Annotated in this window: 12 protein-coding genes and 5 pseudogenes; 11 read left to right on the forward strand and 6 right to left on the reverse strand. The window is 62.4% G+C overall.

The window, feature by feature from the left end; all coding sequences use genetic code 11:
* Positions 1-97: 97 nt before the first annotated feature.
* Entirely contained in the window at positions 98-661 is a 564-nt protein-coding gene (locus tag MKK64_RS03410) for a DUF2786 domain-containing protein (RefSeq protein WP_243932243.1), read from the reverse strand.
* A gap of 2,081 nt (positions 662-2,742) precedes the next feature.
* Here MKK64_RS03410 and MKK64_RS03415 point away from each other — a divergent pair.
* Positions 2,743-3,489, forward strand: coding sequence for a hypothetical protein (locus tag MKK64_RS03415; RefSeq protein ID WP_243932244.1), 747 nt, complete (start codon positions 2,743-2,745; stop codon positions 3,487-3,489).
* A gap of 54 nt (positions 3,490-3,543) precedes the next feature.
* Positions 3,544-6,228: a DUF2235 domain-containing protein gene (locus MKK64_RS03420; RefSeq protein WP_243932245.1), complete on the forward strand. Its 2,685-nt coding sequence runs from the start codon at positions 3,544-3,546 to the stop codon at positions 6,226-6,228.
* A gap of 488 nt (positions 6,229-6,716) precedes the next feature.
* On the opposite strand, the pseudogene MKK64_RS03425 reads toward MKK64_RS03420, so the two are convergent.
* From MKK64_RS03425 to MKK64_RS03435, 3 genes and pseudogenes are all read right to left on the reverse strand, one after another.
* A pseudogene (locus MKK64_RS03425) lies at positions 6,717-6,806 on the reverse strand (ATP-binding protein); the annotation flags it as partial.
* On the reverse strand, positions 6,803-8,212 hold the full coding sequence (locus MKK64_RS03430) for an MFS transporter (protein ID WP_243932246.1): 1,410 nt from the start codon (positions 8,210-8,212) through the stop codon (positions 6,803-6,805). The gene MKK64_RS03430 and the pseudogene MKK64_RS03425, both read right to left, overlap by 4 nt.
* A 94-nt stretch (positions 8,213-8,306) precedes the next feature.
* Positions 8,307-9,059: an SDR family NAD(P)-dependent oxidoreductase gene (locus MKK64_RS03435; RefSeq protein WP_243932247.1), complete on the reverse strand. Its 753-nt coding sequence runs from the start codon at positions 9,057-9,059 to the stop codon at positions 8,307-8,309.
* Positions 9,060-9,237: 178 nt separating this feature from the next.
* Between MKK64_RS03435 and MKK64_RS03440 the strand changes: the two genes are divergently transcribed.
* Positions 9,238-10,140 carry an AraC family transcriptional regulator gene (locus tag MKK64_RS03440; RefSeq protein ID WP_313898884.1) on the forward strand — a complete coding sequence of 301 codons (903 nt, stop codon included), beginning with the start codon at positions 9,238-9,240 and terminating at the stop codon, positions 10,138-10,140.
* Between the two features lie 572 nt (positions 10,141-10,712).
* Here the strand turns inward: MKK64_RS03440 and MKK64_RS03445 are convergent.
* Complete coding sequence (locus MKK64_RS03445; protein WP_243932249.1) at positions 10,713-11,057, reverse strand: hypothetical protein; 345 nt, start codon at positions 11,055-11,057, stop codon at positions 10,713-10,715.
* A gap of 1,083 nt (positions 11,058-12,140) precedes the next feature.
* Here MKK64_RS03445 and MKK64_RS03450 point away from each other — a divergent pair.
* Both MKK64_RS03450 and MKK64_RS03455 read left to right on the forward strand, forming a co-directional pair.
* A complete protein-coding gene (locus MKK64_RS03450; protein WP_243932250.1) occupies positions 12,141-12,362 on the forward strand; it encodes a hypothetical protein in 222 nt (73 codons plus the stop codon).
* A 127-nt stretch (positions 12,363-12,489) separates the two neighbouring features.
* Complete coding sequence (locus MKK64_RS03455; protein WP_243932251.1) at positions 12,490-12,690, forward strand: hypothetical protein; 201 nt, start codon at positions 12,490-12,492, stop codon at positions 12,688-12,690.
* A 625-nt stretch (positions 12,691-13,315) separates the two neighbouring features.
* Here the strand turns inward: MKK64_RS03455 and MKK64_RS03460 are convergent.
* A pseudogene (locus tag MKK64_RS03460) lies at positions 13,316-13,743 on the reverse strand (LexA family protein).
* Between the two features lie 91 nt (positions 13,744-13,834).
* On the opposite strand from MKK64_RS03460, the gene MKK64_RS03465 reads away from it, so the two are divergent.
* The 6 genes and pseudogenes from MKK64_RS03465 to MKK64_RS03490 form a co-directional block, all read left to right on the forward strand.
* Positions 13,835-15,016 (forward strand): HWE histidine kinase domain-containing protein, encoded by a 1,182-nt coding sequence (locus tag MKK64_RS03465; RefSeq protein WP_313898885.1) that lies wholly within the window; start codon positions 13,835-13,837, stop codon positions 15,014-15,016.
* 233 nt (positions 15,017-15,249) lie between these two features.
* Positions 15,250-15,603, forward strand: a complete 354-nt coding sequence (locus MKK64_RS03470; RefSeq protein ID WP_243932252.1) for a hypothetical protein — start codon at positions 15,250-15,252, stop codon at positions 15,601-15,603.
* Positions 15,600-16,103: a hypothetical protein gene (locus MKK64_RS03475; RefSeq protein ID WP_243932253.1), complete on the forward strand. Its 504-nt coding sequence runs from the start codon at positions 15,600-15,602 to the stop codon at positions 16,101-16,103. The genes MKK64_RS03470 and MKK64_RS03475 overlap by 4 nt, the downstream gene beginning before the upstream one ends.
* Before the next feature lie 121 nt (positions 16,104-16,224).
* A pseudogene (locus MKK64_RS03480) lies at positions 16,225-16,327 on the forward strand (IS5/IS1182 family transposase); the annotation flags it as partial.
* 118 nt (positions 16,328-16,445) lie between these two features.
* Positions 16,446-16,908: pseudogene (locus MKK64_RS03485) on the forward strand (IS21 family transposase); the annotation flags it as partial.
* A 197-nt stretch (positions 16,909-17,105) separates the two neighbouring features.
* A pseudogene (locus tag MKK64_RS03490) lies at positions 17,106-17,507 on the forward strand (IS630 family transposase); the annotation flags it as partial.

Below are 17,507 nucleotides of genomic sequence, written 5' to 3' on the forward strand. Positions count from 1 at the left end.
ATGCCCGCCACCAGGTTCACGCGATCGCCGGCCGCTCGTCCTGCACCCTCCGCCGCTGCGTCATCACGGTATCGCGGCGCTCTTCCTGGGGTCAGCTTCAACTTGAGGGCGAGGTACTGCTTCTCGACGACAGCATTCTTGACGAGAACGAGGGACGTTCCATCCGCCGTCGTTGCTGTCCTCCGCGACCCGCCGCCATGTCTTCGAAGCGCTCCGAGAGACGGTAGGCCATCGCCACCATGAACGGCTTGCGCAGCGCACGAACGTCTTTGTCCCATAGGCACAGGTCTGACTTAGCGAATCCTTTGAAGCCGACGTCCATCGCCGATCGGCACAGATCCGTCATATAGGTCGCGATGGTGACGTCGACCGGCAAGCCAAAATACTGGATGCGTCCACCCTCCAGCCAGTGCCGGCAGTTGCAGAACCGGGCGATCGCACAGGCCACCAGGTTGACATCGTGCCGGCGATCCGTGGCTTGTCGCTGTCGACAACGCGCTTGTTTGATCTCGAAATCTAAATAGGTCAGCCCGTAGCGATCCATGAGCTCGCTGACTTTGGCTGCGGCAGCCATCGCTTCGCTCTCGCTGCAGCCGTTCGCGACGGTTTTCGCCATCAGAGCGCGGATCCGTTGCATGGCAGCTGATCTGTTGGCGTTCATCCCGGCCGATCTCCGTAATTGCCTCTGTGGCAATGCCGCTCTCATTCCTCAGACAGTCTCGTAGTGCTTCCCAAACGGAGAATGGGTTTTTCGACCCTGCTACGAGGCTTGAGGAGAGCGTAGCCAACGAGACATCCAAACAATGACGAGCCGATCGACGTCATCTTTTATTTGATGCGGGCCAACTATACGTCATATCGCGGGCCAAATACCCCACTTTGCGGGCGAACTTGACGCTCGGCACAGTGATGTCCGGCCGGCACGAGGGGCTTATCCCAGTCGGCGAAGGCTTCTTTGGCCTCGCTAGATGGGAGTGCCGTGAGATCTTGCGCGGACAGCTTCGCCAAGCCTGCTCGGATTTTCAGTGGCACCAACGCAGGATCGGCATTAACAGCGACTGCGTTCCGCATGGCCTCGGAATGGAGCGCACCGCCCAGTTTGCGCGCGATGACGGAATGTGTGAGCGGTGTCGGGCCGCCGATCGCTTTAAGGAGCTGCCTCGAAGAATCTCCTTGGCAGCGTGCGAAGGCTTCTAGAATCGGCCTGGCGGCGGCGTTCATGCGCTGGCGGACTTCCCCGGAGCGATCGGGTTCGAGTTCCGATCCCCACGGCCCGGGGTCATTTCCGTCCCCTCGAAATATATTGGCCTGCGCCGACCTTGAAGGTGACGTGGACCGCTTCGCGAGGGAGGGACGCTCAGGGTGCGTCCCTCTCGATGAGAGCCCAGGTTCTCGGGTCTATGGCGCGAGCCAAGGCGTTCCACATCCCCGTTGTCCGTCACCGCTCGCCTCAGTGTGTTGACCATCGTCGCCATTGTCTTCCGGCAATGTCGATGCGGATACACGGCCATGCAGTCTCACAACATTGCCGCGAGCGCAGTCGCTCGGCGTTAGCTTCGACGCATCCTCAGGAGAGGTTCTGTTTGGCATCTCGAAGATCCCGAATGACCGGCGTCGTAGACGGCGGCTTTCTGACTGGGCGACTTTCTCAAGCTTGGGGGACGGCATCACGATGGGCTCTTGCGGCCACTGCATGGATTCGTGCGACTGGAGCGATACGAGTACGCCCCAATATTTTAATGGGAACACTTTCTTATGGCATTGATGATTGGCGAGTTCGTGACGGCAGGCTGTGGCTTGCCCCCTCACAGTATGGCGCGGTTCATCTCACAAGAGGAGTCCGGGGAGCTTTATGATACCTCGGCAAGCGAGAGAGATTTAGAAAAGTCAGTTACAACAATGAGTTGCGTGAAAAGCGGGCGAATGGATTCTGTCGCATTCCGCCCTGTGGATTGGTTTCGAATCGCTGAATCGCGACTTCGAGTGTCGTCCTAAAACGGGAAGGTGCTGTTGCGGATAGGCCCGCGTACGGCTGTCAGGGTCGTCCTCGAGACGAGGTCGTAAGTCGCCATCGAATGACCTCTTCACGAGGGTGGTTTGGAAGCCGTGACCTTCGAGAGCGTCGGGGACGGCACGTGTCTTCCGCATGCCGGTCATCGCGTCCTGGGTCAGGATGGATGTGTTTCGGTCACGCCGGAAACCGTGTCGGTGTTCTGCAAGGAAAGCCGCACCCACGCCCGATCCGAATATGGCAGAGCACCTGGGTCCAGAGGAATGCTCGACCGAGATAGCCCAGGCCGAGGATCCAGAGGCGGTTGGGCCGCCCGGCGAGCACGGGTCGTACCCTGAAGGTGAGCTCCAGTCGACGACGTGGTCGGATCGGCAGACAAACAGGGCGACGCTGCGTAGCCGCACCTGCCCGCGCAAGGACACCTACGAAGCCACAGCTCTGCACCTTGCCATCCGCGACGTAGAGTGTCGCGTGACATATATTCAACACCTGAGAGAGATCGCAATGGAATCGTTATTGGCGTGTTGACAGGATCGAGTGGGATCATTCCATTCAAGACTATCTCTTTCAGTATAGAATCGGCCGGGAATGCAAGCATACAGTCTTATGACCGTCATGGACGTATAAACATCTGATAAGTATAATTGCACCGTCACGGTGCTTTGCCTCTAATATAAGCCTAAACTTTTAATAAGAATCGGGTTAAAGCTTATCTCGGGGAGGACTCATCCATGTCTCGAATGGGATTTGTATTCATTTTGCTGGCTGGCCCTGTATTGGCATCCTGTGCTGATCCCAATATTGCACCTGTTCCATTTCAACTCGATTCTGTAAAGGCTGCCGCAGTCATCGGCCCCAATCTCCGCACGATCTCGGAACGGGACCGCCTGATCTTCGACCAGCGAACGGGCGAGAATTTCGTTCTCCCGACGGTCTGCACCGAACCAAGTCCCGACGCGGCAATCGCTTTCGGGCGTGCTTTGGCCGCCAACGCGAGCGTGACGATCGGCGGGGATTCCGGCTCTGGGGCCTTCAATTCGAGTTCGACGGAGACTTCGACGAGCCTGGAGGGACGGACTGCTGGTGTCCTCGCCCTCCGGGACGGTCTGTCGGAAGCTTGTCGGGCCTACGCGAACGGGGTGATCGGTCAGGACGCGTACGCGCTTATCCTTAGTCAATACGGCAACCTTCTGGTGGCGCTGGCTGGAACTGGTACGGCTGGTTCCGCCGCGCCAAAGTTCACCGCTCAGGAAACGGCGGTCTCGGCGCTCCTCGTCAGTTGCATCAGCGAGCACGACCCGACGCGTCGCGGCACGACCCTGACGAACCCCCTTCTATCGGAAACGGTCTGCCGGAAGTTGATGAGCGGTATCGTAGCAGGGCGGCTCCTGAAGTCGGCTTCCTCCCCAGTCAGTGGCGCACCAAAATCCGCGGCGAATGGGGCTACGGTAAACGTGACCGTCGCCGCTGCGAAGTAGAGATTCGTCCACAGGTCGAACCCCCGCGAAAAATCCATCGGGCAAGGTGTCGTCATGAAGAAGCTCATCGTATTCGCCGACGGTACGGGCAATGCCTTCATGACGCAGGAGTCGAACGTCTGGCGGTTGTTCCAGGCTCTCGACCAAGGCGGTCCGGACCAACTTGCGCGCTACATCCCTGGCGTCGGCACGTCCGGCTTCAAGCCCTTTGCGGTTCTAGACGGCGCCACAGGCTTGGGTGTGCCGTCGAACGTCCGCAAGCTGTACCGCTTCATCTGCTGGAATTGGCGACCAGGCGACGAAATTTGGATGTTCGGCTTCAGCCGCGGAGCCTTCACCATCCGCACGCTGGCGGCGCTCATTGCCTCGCAGGGTCTCGTCCCAGCACGCATCGGGACCAGTCCCGTTTCGAGGGTCGAGATGGACCGCAATGCCATGGCCGCGTGGCGCGCGTACCGGACGAGGACCGCGCCGGCGGGCTGGACGCGTCCCACGATCGCTGTTGCTCGCGCGATCCGCGACTTCGGTCTGGCGCTTCATCACGGGCTCTTGGGCCATCGGTCGTACTCCGCAGTCCGTGCCGAGATGGATCGACAGCGACTGGTGGCCGCGACCCTTGAAGACCCATCGGAGAACCGAGTCGAGGTCGGCATCGAGTTCTTGGGCTTGTTCGATACGGTCGAAGCCTTTGGCGTCCCCCTCGAGGAGATGCGCCGCGCAGTGGATCGCATGATTTGGCCGATTTCGTTCCGGAATCGCGAGCTGGCCAAGAACGTCCGACACGTCCGACATGCGCTGGCGCTCGACGATGAGCGGACCTCCTTCCATCCCGTCCTGTTCGACATGCGCCACGAGCCAGACAGGCGGCGCATTCGGGAAGTCTGGTTCGCTGGCGTGCATTCGGATGTCGGTGGCGGCTATCCTGACCCTTCGTTGGCGCTGGTCCCGTTGCTGTGGATGCTGGATGAAATTCACGTCCTGCCCAACAATGGCTTGACCTTCAGCAAGTCTGCAGTGGCGGGCTTCAAGGCCGATGCCTCCTCGTTCGGTCCGCGCCACGACTCGCGTTCCGGGCCGGCGGTGGCTTATCGCTACAGTCCGCGGGAGATCCGCATTGACGGATCTCGCGGAGGGCCCGTCGTCCATAACTCGGTGCTCGAAAAGATGGTGCTCGGCAGCGACCTGTATGCCCCGGCGACACTTCCCGATGACGCCCGGGTCTGGGTGCCTCCGTCCATGGCGCCGAACGCAGCGGAATGCATCCTCCGCATTGGCGATTCTGCCATCACGGCTGCCGTGCCGAACTTGGCTCCCCCCGCCCGGATGCCCCAGCCTGTCCCGGGATACATCGAGCTTGTACGGGATGCCGTGTGGTGGCGGAGGGTCGCATATTTCCTGATGATCGCCGCCGTGGGTATCGTAGCCTCGTTGCCCTGGACGGCCGGACCACTCGCCGACGGGTTCGAACGGTCGATCCGGGCATTCCTTCGGCCATTCGGCGCTGCGACTTGGTGGGACGATCGACGGCGTGACTGGATGGGCGCGGAGAATGCCCTCAGCGGCAACCTTGATCTCGTCGCCCCGACGATCGGCACGTTCATTCCTGGCTTCGCGCGTAGCTACCTTGACGCGCTCGTCGCGCATCCGCTGCCGTGCTTGGCTGTGTTGCTGGCGACCTGGCTGCTCTACCTCTGCAGTTGCCGGCTGCGTGACCGCATTGCCGACCTTGCCCGATGCGCCTGGTTCGCCTCCTCTGGGCTACCTCAAGCGCCGGCAAAGCAACCCCCTTATTTCCGTCGTTCCGGGGCCGCGTCGCCCGGCGGAGCGGTGCGACCTTCCATACCGTCCCGGATCGCCCGGGCCGTACGAAACTCGACGACCTCCGAATTCGTGCACCGATCCATTGTCGGCGTGATCGCTCCGTCCTTCTTCGTCGCACTCATTGGTTTGACCATTCTCGTCGTCGTCAGCCGTATCACGGTGACGACGCGCAGCGCCGCCGGAACCTACTGCTCCCCGGGCTCCATCTTGCCATCCTCTCTAGCTGAAGGAGAGACCCGCCAAGCCCGCGGTCCGCTCGCAATCGACCAGATCTGCTCGCCGACTGGCATCCGCCTGGAACGCGGATCCCGCTACCAGATTCAGCTAACGATGACGGACCCTTGGTTCGACAGGGACGTGATATCCGGCACGGCCGGCTTCGCCGGGAGTACGTTGCCTTACGTCCTGGCGCTACCGCTAAGGCGCAATCCCGAGGCTGATTGGCTCCAACCCATCGCGCGGATCGGACTGCGCGACGCCACCGAGTTCGCGCTTAAGTTCGACGGCGGGGCTGAGGCGGGCCTTCCCGCCTGGAATGGCGTCGACTCGCGAGGCGACGTACAGTCCTGGAACGGACGCAGATTGCCAGCCAGCATACGTGGTTCGGACGCTCCGGTCGAACCCGCGCGGGCGCGAGGCTGTCGGCTCGACCTCAGGAGCCTTTCGGATAAATTGCCCTCCAGCATGCTCGCCAAAGCAGAGGACTTCCACGCCAAGCTGCAACGCTTGCCGACAACATACCTTTCGGAGTTCGTTGCCAAGGCCGACGGAGAGCTGTTCCTATTCGTCAATGATGCGATCGTTGGCGTGCCGTACTTTGATACCTGCCATTGGTTCTACGACAACAATCGGGGATCCGCTGTCGTACGCGTCAAGAAGCTAGAGGTACCGAGACTCCCGGACGGGCTCGGGAGGTAGCCGGTATCCGTCATGCCCAACGACGTACAGGAACGGGGGCATCGCGCAGATTTCCGACGCTGCGGCGACGCGGGCCTTGCCCACCGACAGGGGGGGGCGGCGGGATCAGCCGCCAGGGTTCGGTGACGTCCTCGTATTTCGGCCGCCGCGCCCACCGTTCGCATCAATCGCCCACGGCCGTGGCGCCCGTCAGACGCAGGTTGCATCTGCCCCAATTTGGTGGCCCAGGTACAAAAATCGTGCATCGTTGGTCGTGTGACGATGGCAGGACGAGCGGATGGCACTGATCCGCTCGGTTCGGTTGGCTAGATGACGACCTCTGGCGCAGGTGGCTGTCAAACAGCGTTGAACATTGACCCTGGATCGGCGTCGAACTTTGACCCCCTGGATGGGTATGGCGGGACGCCCTCGATCAGCCCGGCGAAGCGGGTCGGGGTGGCGCAGCCGGGCTGATCAGGGGTCCAGCAGGCGCGACGCGTGTGTCGGCCTCAGGCGCGGTTCTTGAAGCGCCAGCTCTCGTTGCCGGTCTCGACGATCTCGCAATGGTGGGTGAGCCGGTCGAGCAGCGCCGTGGTCATGTGGTCACGAGCCTAGTCGACGTTCTCGGGCGGAAAGCGCGCCATGCGATGATCGCCGCCACGGAGGCAATCGCAGCGCCAACCCCGAAGGCCGCCGGCAAGCCCGAGACGTACCGCCCAGGTTCGACGGCAAGGGTGTAGATCGAGGTGATGACCGCGATGCCGAGTGCTCCTCCGATCTGCTGATCCATTTGCAGAAGGCCGGACGCCGCCCCGGCGTGCTCAACGGGTACCCCCTCCATGATCGCCACGGTGCCTGGTGCGAACACGAGGGCGATACCGACGGCATGAACGAAGAGAGGGATGAGCACGGCCGGGAAGTAGGACCCGGCATCACCCAGCAGGGCGAAGCCGAGCAGGCTCACCGAGACCAGCAAACTGCCCATGACCAGCAAGGCACGGGTTCCAAACCGACCGATCAATCGCGGAACGAACTGGCTGATGCCGAACACGGTGGCCGTCAGGGGCAGGCAGGCGAGCCCCGCGATGAGCGGCGTGTAGCCTAGGACCTGCTGGAGGTACTGCACGAGCGTGAACAGGACGGAGAAGTGCATGCCGACGATGAGGGCCATCACCGCAAGTCCCCCAAGCCGGGGTCGGTCCCGCAGCAGGTCGAGGTCCAGCAACGGCTGCAGATGCCGGCCCGCGGACCGGACGAAGGCGACGAACAGGCGCGCTCCCGCCGCGAAGGACAGGATCGTGGGCGCCGATGACCAACCGTTCTCGGCGGCGCTGATGAAGCCGTAAACGAGGGCGACGGACCCCAACGTCGCCGTAATGGCGCCGACGACGTCGAGCTTGGCTTCCTTCGGATGGGTTTCGCCGACCAGCCGCCCGATCACCGCAAAGACCATCGAACCGACCGGCACGTTGATCAGCAGCGACCACCGCCAGGACAGGTACTCGGTCAAAACGCCGCCAAGGATCAGTCCCGCCGACGCTCCGACCGACGAGACGGCGATGAAGAGGGACATTCCGCGCGCCTGCTCCGCTGCATTGCGCGACATCGCCATGACCAGGGCCAGAACGCTCGGACCCGCCAATGCGGCGCCTATCCCCTGGAACACGCGTGCGGCGACCAGGATGCCCGAGGTCTCGGCGAGCCCCCCGACCAGCGAGGCCAGCACGAACACCGCGATGCCTGCGCGGAAGGTTCTGACCTGTCCCAGCATGTCACCCAGCCTCCCGCCCAGAAGCAGGAGGCCCCCGAACGCGAGGCCGAACGCGTTGAGGACCCAGGTCAGGGCCGCTGGGGAGAAGGCAAGGTCCGTCTGTATGCGCGGCAAGGCCACGACGACGATAAGCAGGTCCATGGCGAGCATGAACTGCGCAGAGAGGACGGTGAGCAGGGCGAGCGAGCGCCGCCCCGACGCGGGAGGTGCGCTCCCGCGGTCCGAGATTGCCATGACGGCATCCTTCGATGAGGGGGTGGATGATCCGCGGCGTCGGGCTTCGAGCCGGACGCCGCTACTCGCGGTCGGGTCGGCTGGGAAGCGAGGGCTAGTACCCGACGCCGCGCACGCCGCCCGCGGCCCGGATGGCTTCCCCCGTCACCCAGTGGGAATCGTTCGAGGCCAGGAAAACCGCGACCGGGGCGATATCCTCGGGCTCGCCGAAGCGGCCGAGCGGCGTGCCAGCGACGAGCTTCTCGCCGAATGCACCGTCGAAATGCCCTACGGTGGCCGGGGTGTTCGTATGGCCCGGCAGGATCGAGTTGACCCTGATCCCACGCGGTCCGAGTTCGCGGGCCAAGGCGAACGTCATCGTGTCGACGGCGCCCTTCGTCGCCGAGTAGACGCTGGAGGCGAGATACGGGTCGGAGCTGAGGATCGAGCTGACGTTGATGATGCTGCCGCCGGTCTCTCCGAAGTGCTTCACCGCCTCTCGGATCGCCAGGAAGTAGCCCAGCACGTTGACATTGAACTGCCGGTGGAAGGCTTCCTCGGTGAGGTCCGCGACCATCTCGAAGACGGCGATGCCCGCGTTGTTCACGAGGACGTCGACCCGGCCGTGGTCGGCCTTCACGGTGTCGAACAGGCGGGCGACGTCGGTCGACCTGCTCATGTCCGCCTGGATCGCGACCGCCTTCCCGCCGGCCGCCTCGATGGACGCGACGACGGCGTCCGCTCCCGTCCGGCTGGTCGCGTAGTTCACGATAACGGTGGCATCCTCGGCACCGAGTGCCTTGGCGATGCCGGCGCCGATGCCACTGGAGGCACCGGTGACGACGGCGATCTTTCCATCAAGCTTCATGGGTTGTCCCTAAGGTTCACGACTTTCGTCGCCGGAACCAAGGGGCCCCGTCGACGACCGGAACCTAAGTCGTCGGTCGATTATCCGCGTGCCGGTTACTCGCTCATCCTTGCCCAATCTTCTCAGTCGCTTGTGGCGGCGATCACCTGATGCTAGCCCATCAGGCATGACGGACGGGATGGACGAACTGCGCGCCATCGTGATGCGCGCCGGGGACAAGTGGACGCCAACAGGGCTTCCCCGCGTGTCGATGGTCCGGGCGGAAGCATGCTCGAACCAGGTGTACGAGCCGATGCTCCACATGGTCCTGCAGGGGACCAAAAGCCTGTCGGTCGGTGATCAGATCCTGCGCTTCGAGCCAGCGACGTACTTCCTGATCCCGGTCGACGTGCCGGCAATCGGCCAGATCCAGTCTGATGGACCCCGGGAGCCGTATCTCGCACTTAGCCTGACCCTGGACCCGGGCGTTATCGCGAACATGCTCGACGACCTTGGCGATGCCCGGTTGCCGACGTGTGGTCCTTGCTTCTCGGTCACCGCCGCCGAACCGGAACTCATCGACGCCTGGCTCCGGCTGATGCGCTTGGTTGATCGACCGAACGAGATCGGCATGCTGGCACCGATGATCGAGCGCGAGATCCTGTTTCGCGTGCTTCAGGGGCCGCAGGGAGACCTGCTCCGGCAAATCGGCCGGCCGGACAGTCGATTATCCCAGGTCGGACGGACTCTCGAATGGATACAGGCACACTATGCCGAGCCATTCCGTGTCGAAGTCCTTGCAACGATGGCGGGGATGAGCGTTGCGGCCTTCTATCGCCACTTCAAGGCGATCACCGCGATGACCCCGATCCAGTACCAGAAGCGGCTTCGCCTCCTGAAGGCGCGCCGGTTGTTGCTGTTCGAGCCACGCGATGCCGCAGCCATCGCTTTCTCTGTCGGCTACGAGAGCACATCGCAGTTCAGCCGGGAGTACGCGCGCATGTACGGCATGCCCCCGGCTCGCGACATGGCTCGCTTCAGGCCGCCGCCGCCCGTACGTCGACGCAACTCCGTCGATGTGGCTCGGCCAGGTGTTGCGTGAGCCGAGAACGGCACCGTTTTGCCCATGGCGAGAGATGCAAAGGCCTGCTTACGGGAAGCGATAACAGAATAAATTTAGACTGGGTTGGGTCGGGACCCGCCGCTTATTGATCGGTTCGGGTGGATTTCTGCCATTCCGTTTTCTGAAGACAAGCGTGGAAGGCCGGACACCAATCGAGCCCGTGCGGTCAGCCGAACCACTCGCCGACAGCCCGCCCTTTCCACCGCCTTTCACGAGCGAGACGCACAAGTTTCAAAACCTAAAGGCAGCGGCGGACTGGCTTGACGCGGACGTGCCTGATCTTTGAGACACCCTGCGCGCGGCACGGCGAGGCGGTCGTAGAGAGGTGAGCATGCCCCGGGGACCATCAAAGCGCAGGCTGCCTGATAGCCTGACGCAGCATCTTTCCGATCCAAAGATCGTCGCCTTAAAGCCCCGAACTACAAACCGGCGCGGCACCCAGCGTGAGCCAGGGTTGGCGCAGAAAATCGCCTTATCGGCCGTGCCCCTCATCGTCCTCGTGCTGGCCGGCGGGTATCTGCTGCGCCTGTGGTAGCAACCCAAGTGCGTAGCTACACCCCGAGCGCGTTGCCCCGCTCGTTCAGCTTCGTGTGATCCAGGTGCTTCGCGAGAGCTTTGATGGCCAACAAGGCGCTCTGACGCATCGTCTCGACCTCGCTATGCCCTTGCTCGTTGTGAATTCCGTACTGGCGCATGGTAGCGGACACAGCCGAAATATTTGCTTCCACAGTCTCAACTGCTCTCATCACTTCGGGGTCAATCTCATAGGAACTTTTTATATCCTCAATATGATTTTGGCTATTATTTAGGTAATCGGCGACATTGGACGGATTGCCTAATTCTAACTCAATTTCTAGATTTTGAATCAATTTTGCGGTGCGCTGAACCATCGGCATCGTTGAGACGTCCTGTTATTAGATCAGGACGAACCATCGCACCCTGCCAGTATGAAAGCGAGCCCCGATCAACCTTCTCGTCTGCATTTATCGCGATCTTGTCGGTGTCAGCCGTGCGAGAAATCTCGCTGATCGGTGTTGAGCGCTGGTGCCCAGATCAGTGCGCCATTCTAAGCGCCGACGGCGTCTTCGTCTCTTTTCTGGATTGAACGCCCGCCGCGGATCAACCTCATTAACCGATCACCGGCATCCTACGATCAACCGTGAGGGTGCGTGCGTGTCGAGAGTCCCAACTGTCGCAGTCGCCGGATTGTGGTCCGCGATCACCGTAGCGGCGCTCACCGCCGTAGCGCTGGAGCAATTGGAGCTAGTCGGAGGCACTGAAGCAATGACCGCAGCCGTGACTATCAGAGCCGATCCTACCATCCCAGCCTCAATCATCCTCACCGACGCGACCGGAGCAAGATACTGGACGCGTAGGGATTGAGGGCTGCCTAGCTCGGCTGCTCTTCGGTCTCCTCGATCGACGCCTCGTCCTCCATCTGCGGGGTAGGCGCTGGGCTCGGCGGCGGATCGCTCTCGGGCTGCTGAGGGCCCGGTGTCGGATCACCGATCGGCGCCGGCTCGTCGCCTGGCTGCGGTGTGTCAGCGTCTCGCTTCCATGATGTCGCGCAAGAGCGAAGCGATGGCCACCGCGTCTGTTCCGTCCTTCCGGCCCGCTACTCACACATCGCGTCTCAAATCGTGGCCGTTGCGCACTGGCTGAGGAAGTGCCGGCGTGCCACGTCAGGCTATGACAAAGCCGGATGCGAACCGCTGCGAAGTGAAGGTCGATGGTGCCTGGAAGCTTGTCAGCCTCATCGAGGCTCAGGGCATTTACGCCAAAGCCGGGAAGCGCTGTCCAGCCTGCCACGGCCGTGTTGCAGTCTCTGGATCGTACACAGCGGTCGGGAAGCGATTGCTCGTGCATCGTCGAAATCACGATGGGTGCCCGCTGATCCTAAGGGTGTATTGCGGCACTCCAGCCCCGCATCCGGAAGCTGTGGAGTAGGATCGATGGATGGCGTGTCGGGACCCAGTCGTATGAACAACCCGAGCACCAGCTACCTGTCTGAGGCGAAGACCGTCACCGACGCCCCCTGTCACGAGGTTGCTCAGGCCCTCCGCGCGATCGGCCTGCGGGTAGAGCCAGCCTGCGGCGAACTGAGCCTGTGGCACGTCGACGATGAGGAGATGACCGACGCGGGCCTGATGAAGCTCGCGGCGCTGTTGAGGCTCGTGCCCGGATCGGCGATGATTCAGTGAGCGTCGGGGACGACAGCTCGACCGTAGGCGGCCGCGCGCTCGACGCCATGAAGCGGGGATACAAAGCGCCAGCGCCTGCATTGCCAAAAGTCGCGAGACTAATGCTCAATGGGCGCCGAGGCACGCTATGCTCGATCCCGACGAGATGATTGCTGCCAGCGTCATGGAGGGGCACAACGTCGTGCGCGCCACACAGACGGTTGTGCAATCGTGCAAGCTTATCGTAGCTAACGCCGATCATCAGCTTTATGAGGCAGCTGCTTTAAAGTTGCGCACCCGTGCCCTGTTAGCCGCATCGCTGGCTTTGCTGCACCAAGAGAGACGATGACTGAGACAACGGCGGGGCTCAAGCCGTCCGGCAAGCACACGTGCTCATGAGCTGATAGAACCTGCCCCTTTCACGGACCGTCCGAATCTACCCTAGTGCGCGCTTGCCCGGCGCGCCTTTTTTGCAATAACGAGGAAATTAGGGCGTAGCCGATTGCAATAAATATTTACTGATGTCATCGATCCTATCGGATAAAATAATGGAATAATTATTTTCCGCAAATGGGGCAATGATGTCAAGCGATGAGAAGATCAGCTTCAAAAGCCTTGACAAGCTGCCAAGGCCACCTCGCTACAGCGCAATATTTTTAGAGAAAACTGGCAATCTCGTTGGAATGGTGAGGCTAATAGCCGACGACGACACTGCTGCACTATCTCAGGCCCAAGCTCTCGTAGACGGTCACGCTGTCGAGCTATGGGATGGCGTACGATTCATAGAACACTTTCCGCCGGTGGACTGAACGCGTTGTCGGTCCGGAGACTCACGTCCAAGCGGTTTCGTTCGATCTCGGACGAAACCGTCTGACGCGCTAGCCGGTTGACCACCTCGTGGCCAGGCGCGTCGAAGACCCGCTCGCACGAGCAGCAGAAGGAATTGCGGTTGCAGAGGGCGCAGGCCTTGGCGCTCATTCGCAGCGGCGCCTTGGGCAGATGGACCGGGAGAAGACGCCCCAAACCTCGATGGCAGCGTCGGGACATAGCTGGAATTCGGGGAGGCGCGGTAGGCGAAATAGAGGCTGATGCGAGGCCCCTGGCGCTTCCAGACCTTGAACGAGCGCTCCCCATCGATGTCGACCACGACGATATCGCCGGGGCGAAGAATCAGCGACCGGTCGACGATGGCGAGGTCACCGTCGAACAGAAGGGCAAGGATCATGCTGTCGTCACCGACCCGAACCAGGAAGGTCGCCGGGCGATTGACGATCAGCAGGCGCTGGAGGTCGATCTCCTCCTCGATAAAGTCGTCGGCTCGGCTCGGAAAGACAGCCCGGACGGGCTTGGCTACAAGGGGCACCGGAACTGGAAAGCCTGATGACGATGTCGATGACTGCATGGTGCTCCCCCGTAAATACAGAAACAAAAGCAGAACACGTTCGGCGGCTTCCGTATAGCGGCTACGCTTGCTCGGGAAGGCGCATTCTGGTGTGGCCGCCCGGCCCGTGATTACGGGCTGCGGCGGGACGATTGGCTGGGATCGCGCCGCATCTGCAAGCACCATCAACAGGGCGGTGTCGCAGGCCCGCAACTGCGGACCATTAGAAATGTTGTCCGATTGGGTCGCACGAGGTGATCCGATGGGGGCGGACTTGCAGGACGAAGATAGCTCGAAGCGTTTCCTCCCCGCCCCGGAAGTGCTTCTCGCAGCCGTTGAAGCATCGGGCGAGGCCATCCTCATCACCTCCGCCGCTCTGGATGGTGATGGTCCCAGCATCGAGTACGCCAATCCGGCCTTCGTACGGATGTCCGGCTATGCCGCCCATGAGATCGTCGGACTCACGCCACGACTGTTTCAGGGGCCGAGGACCGACCGATCCGTACTCGACCGCATGCGCACGGCGCTCGTCGCCGGCGAACCGTTTCAAGGAGAGGCGGTCAACTACCGCAAGGACGGATCGACCTATGTCGTTGAGTGGCTGATCACACCCCTGCGGGAGGGAGATGGACCGGTCACGCGCTGGGTATCAGCTCAGCGCGACATCACCGATCGTCGTGGCTACGAGGATCGCCAGGCCATGATGGTACGTGAACTCCACCACAGGGTGAGGAACACGCTCGGCACCGTACAGGCCGTTCTCAACGCCACCCTACGGTCGTCGTCCACCTTGGACGAGTTCAGGCAAGCGTTCTCCGGCCGGATCGCTTCCCTGGCCAAGACGCATGCCATGATCACCGAGGACGTCTCTCAGGTCGTCTCCTTCGACGAGATGCTTCGGAACGAGCTCGATGGCTACGTTGAGGCGGGTCCCCGGCACATCGAGCTACGCGGACCCTATGTTCCCCTGCCGTCCGATCTTGCGGTACCAGTCGGGATGGCGTTGCACGAACTTGCCACGAATGCCGTTCGCCATGGTGCGCTTAGCGATCCCAGTGGTCGCCTGGAGGTGACATGGTCGGTCGAGGCTGACCCCGTGTGCCCGGTTCTGCATTGGATCTGGAGCGAGCATAGTGGGCAGTTGGTCCAGCCGCCCACCCGGGAAAGCTTTGGCACCAAAGTGCTCAATCGGGTACTGACCCAGCAGGCTGGAGCCCAGGTCAACGTTGGGTACGATCCGGATGGATTGAGGGTAACGGTCGCCCTCCCGATGCCGGCCGCTGGGATCAGCTAAAGGTCGAAATCTGACGGATGAAACTCACGGCCTAAGTCCGCTCCCGCCCCTTCGCCGAAGGTCAGAAGGTCTGCCTGCAGGCGTGTGATGGTGATGAAACAGGACAGTAAGGCTGGGTCGGGTGGATGCCGGCCCGTCCGAGGTCTGCTGCCACTCCTGGTTTCGGTTGCGAAGGTCGCTTCAGGGGCCGAACAATGATTTTGCGCGTCACCATCACTTAAGAAAGCCAGCGCATGAAGCGTTCACTTACCACCAGCTTCGCGTCGCCGCCGCCTAGCCAGCATCAGGCCCCAAACACCGAGCCTGCCGATGGGGCGCCGCTGCCTGCGACTTGGCGTGAGACCGCACCCATCGCGGCTGCCCTGATCGCCATCCTGAGCGCGATGGAAAGTGGTTCAAAGGCTGGACCTGCCGTGAAGGCGTATCGTTCAGCCATCCGCCGTCAGGAGCAGGACGCCGCGACGATCGGTGGACCTGATGCGATGGAGGTGGTGCTTCGACAGGTCATCGAGGCCGCTCCAGATCAGGCTGGACGCGAGGTTGCCCTAACAGAGTCATGGGCTGGGCTGCCGGGGTGGCGCACATGATCCCGGCCGACACCGCTGCGAAGCTCGCCAAGATGCTGCCCCGCCTCGCGAGCGAGCACGACGGCGAGGTGGTCGCTGCAGCGCGTGCGATTGGACGGACGTTAGCCACAGCGGGGCTCGACTGGCATGCTCTGGCGAGGACCATCCAGATTGCGCCTACCAGGTCGGCTCCTTCCTCGCCCCAGCAACGCTCCTCGACCAGCCCCGACACCAAGAGCGAAGCACCGGACGCCCCATGCCGCCGAGCGGGGATGCGTCTCAAAGACACGCAGGCGATCGAGCCCTGGAGCAGAGCAGCGCGCTATGCCCTGATGCTGGACTGGACGATGCCCAAAGCGTTCGGCGGTCGTTTCCTGAGCAAGACAGACCGGGGCCGCCTCAAAGGCTTCGAGAGGAACGTCTCCGTCACGAACGCCGACGCTGCCTGGATCGAAGCTGTCGTCATCCGGGCGCATCAGGCCGTCGAGGCATGGCGCAGCAGGGGAAAGGCGGCAGCATAACTCTCTACAGTCAGGTCGCCTAGAGGCTGTTATGGACCCGTGGTTCGAGGATTCCAAATGAAGGGGCATGACCTCTTCACGCAAAGCCTAACCGTCCGACGCCTCCGATGATGAGTGGGCGCTGGTCGCCCCTTACCTGACGCTACTGCGCGAGGATGCGAAAGCGGCGCGAGCATAGCTTGCGCGCGGTGTTCAACGGCCTGCGCTACGTCGTGAAGACAGGGGTGTGTTTCGGCGTGCAACTTTGACCCCGTGAGGCGAGGGATCGGCGTCCAATTCTGACCCCCTAACCTCGTTCTCGCAGATTGCCATCCGGTACGGCCGGAAGGGTGGTGTAGGGGGATGAAGGGCGTGGACACGATTGCGCGCATCCGGCGCAAGTTCTTCACCCGCGGCCGCGCGATCAAGGACATCGTCCGCGACCTGCACGTCTCCCGCAACACGGTCCGGAAGGTCATCCGGTCGGGGGCCACCGCCTTCGCCTATGAGCGTGAGGTGCAGCCGCTGCCCAAGCTCGGGCCATGGCGCGACGATCTCGATCGGATACTGACCACCAACGCCGGCAGATCTGGCCGCGAGCGGCTGACGCTGATCCGGGTCTACGAGGCGCTGCGCGGGCTCGGCCAACCGCCGCTTCCTGCAGATGTGCTCGCACTACCTCGTCGATCCGGTCGCCTGCACGCCGGCCTCGGGTTGGGAGAAGGGGCAGGTCGAGAACCAGGTCGGGCTGGTGCGCGAGCGCTTCTTCACCCCGCGTGTCCGGGTGAAGAGCTACGAAGAGCTGAACGCGCTCCTGCTCGATCAGGTGACTTCGCCGAGAGCTTGCAAGGCGGGCTGCCAGCAAAAAGCCCGGCCGCTTTGCAGCGGCCGAGCTTGATCACATCCGCAGGTTCTATGCAGACCTTAGCTTAGAGCGTTTTCGGGCTGCGCTGAATCGGGCAGGTGGGGTTCACGCGGCGCTGTTGGACTGATTCACTGATCGCTCTTGAGAAGGAGCGAAGCATGGGCCGACCCTACAGCCAGGATCTGCGCGAGCGCGTGGTGAAGGCCGCGGCAACGACCTCGCGCCGCCAGGCGGCCGCGCGCTTCGGGGTCGGCATCGCGACCTCGATCCGCTGGATGGCCGCGCTCACGACGACGGGGACGGTGGCCGCTCGTCCGCAAGGGCGGGCGCGCCGCTCGAAGCTCGATCCGCACGAGGCGTTTTTGCGTGGCCTGATCGACGGACAAGACGACATCACCCTTGAGGAGATGCGCGCTCGGCTCCAGGACGAGCACGACCTCACGGTCGGGCTCGGCACCCTGTGGAGCTTCCTCGACGCACGCGATCTCACCTACAAAAAAAGACAGCGCACGCCGCCGAGCAGGAACGCCCGGACGTGAAAGCGGCGCGCGAGGCCTGGT

This window comes from Methylobacterium sp. E-025 (assembly GCF_022829705.1).
GTDB lineage: Bacteria > Pseudomonadota > Alphaproteobacteria > Rhizobiales > Beijerinckiaceae > Methylobacterium.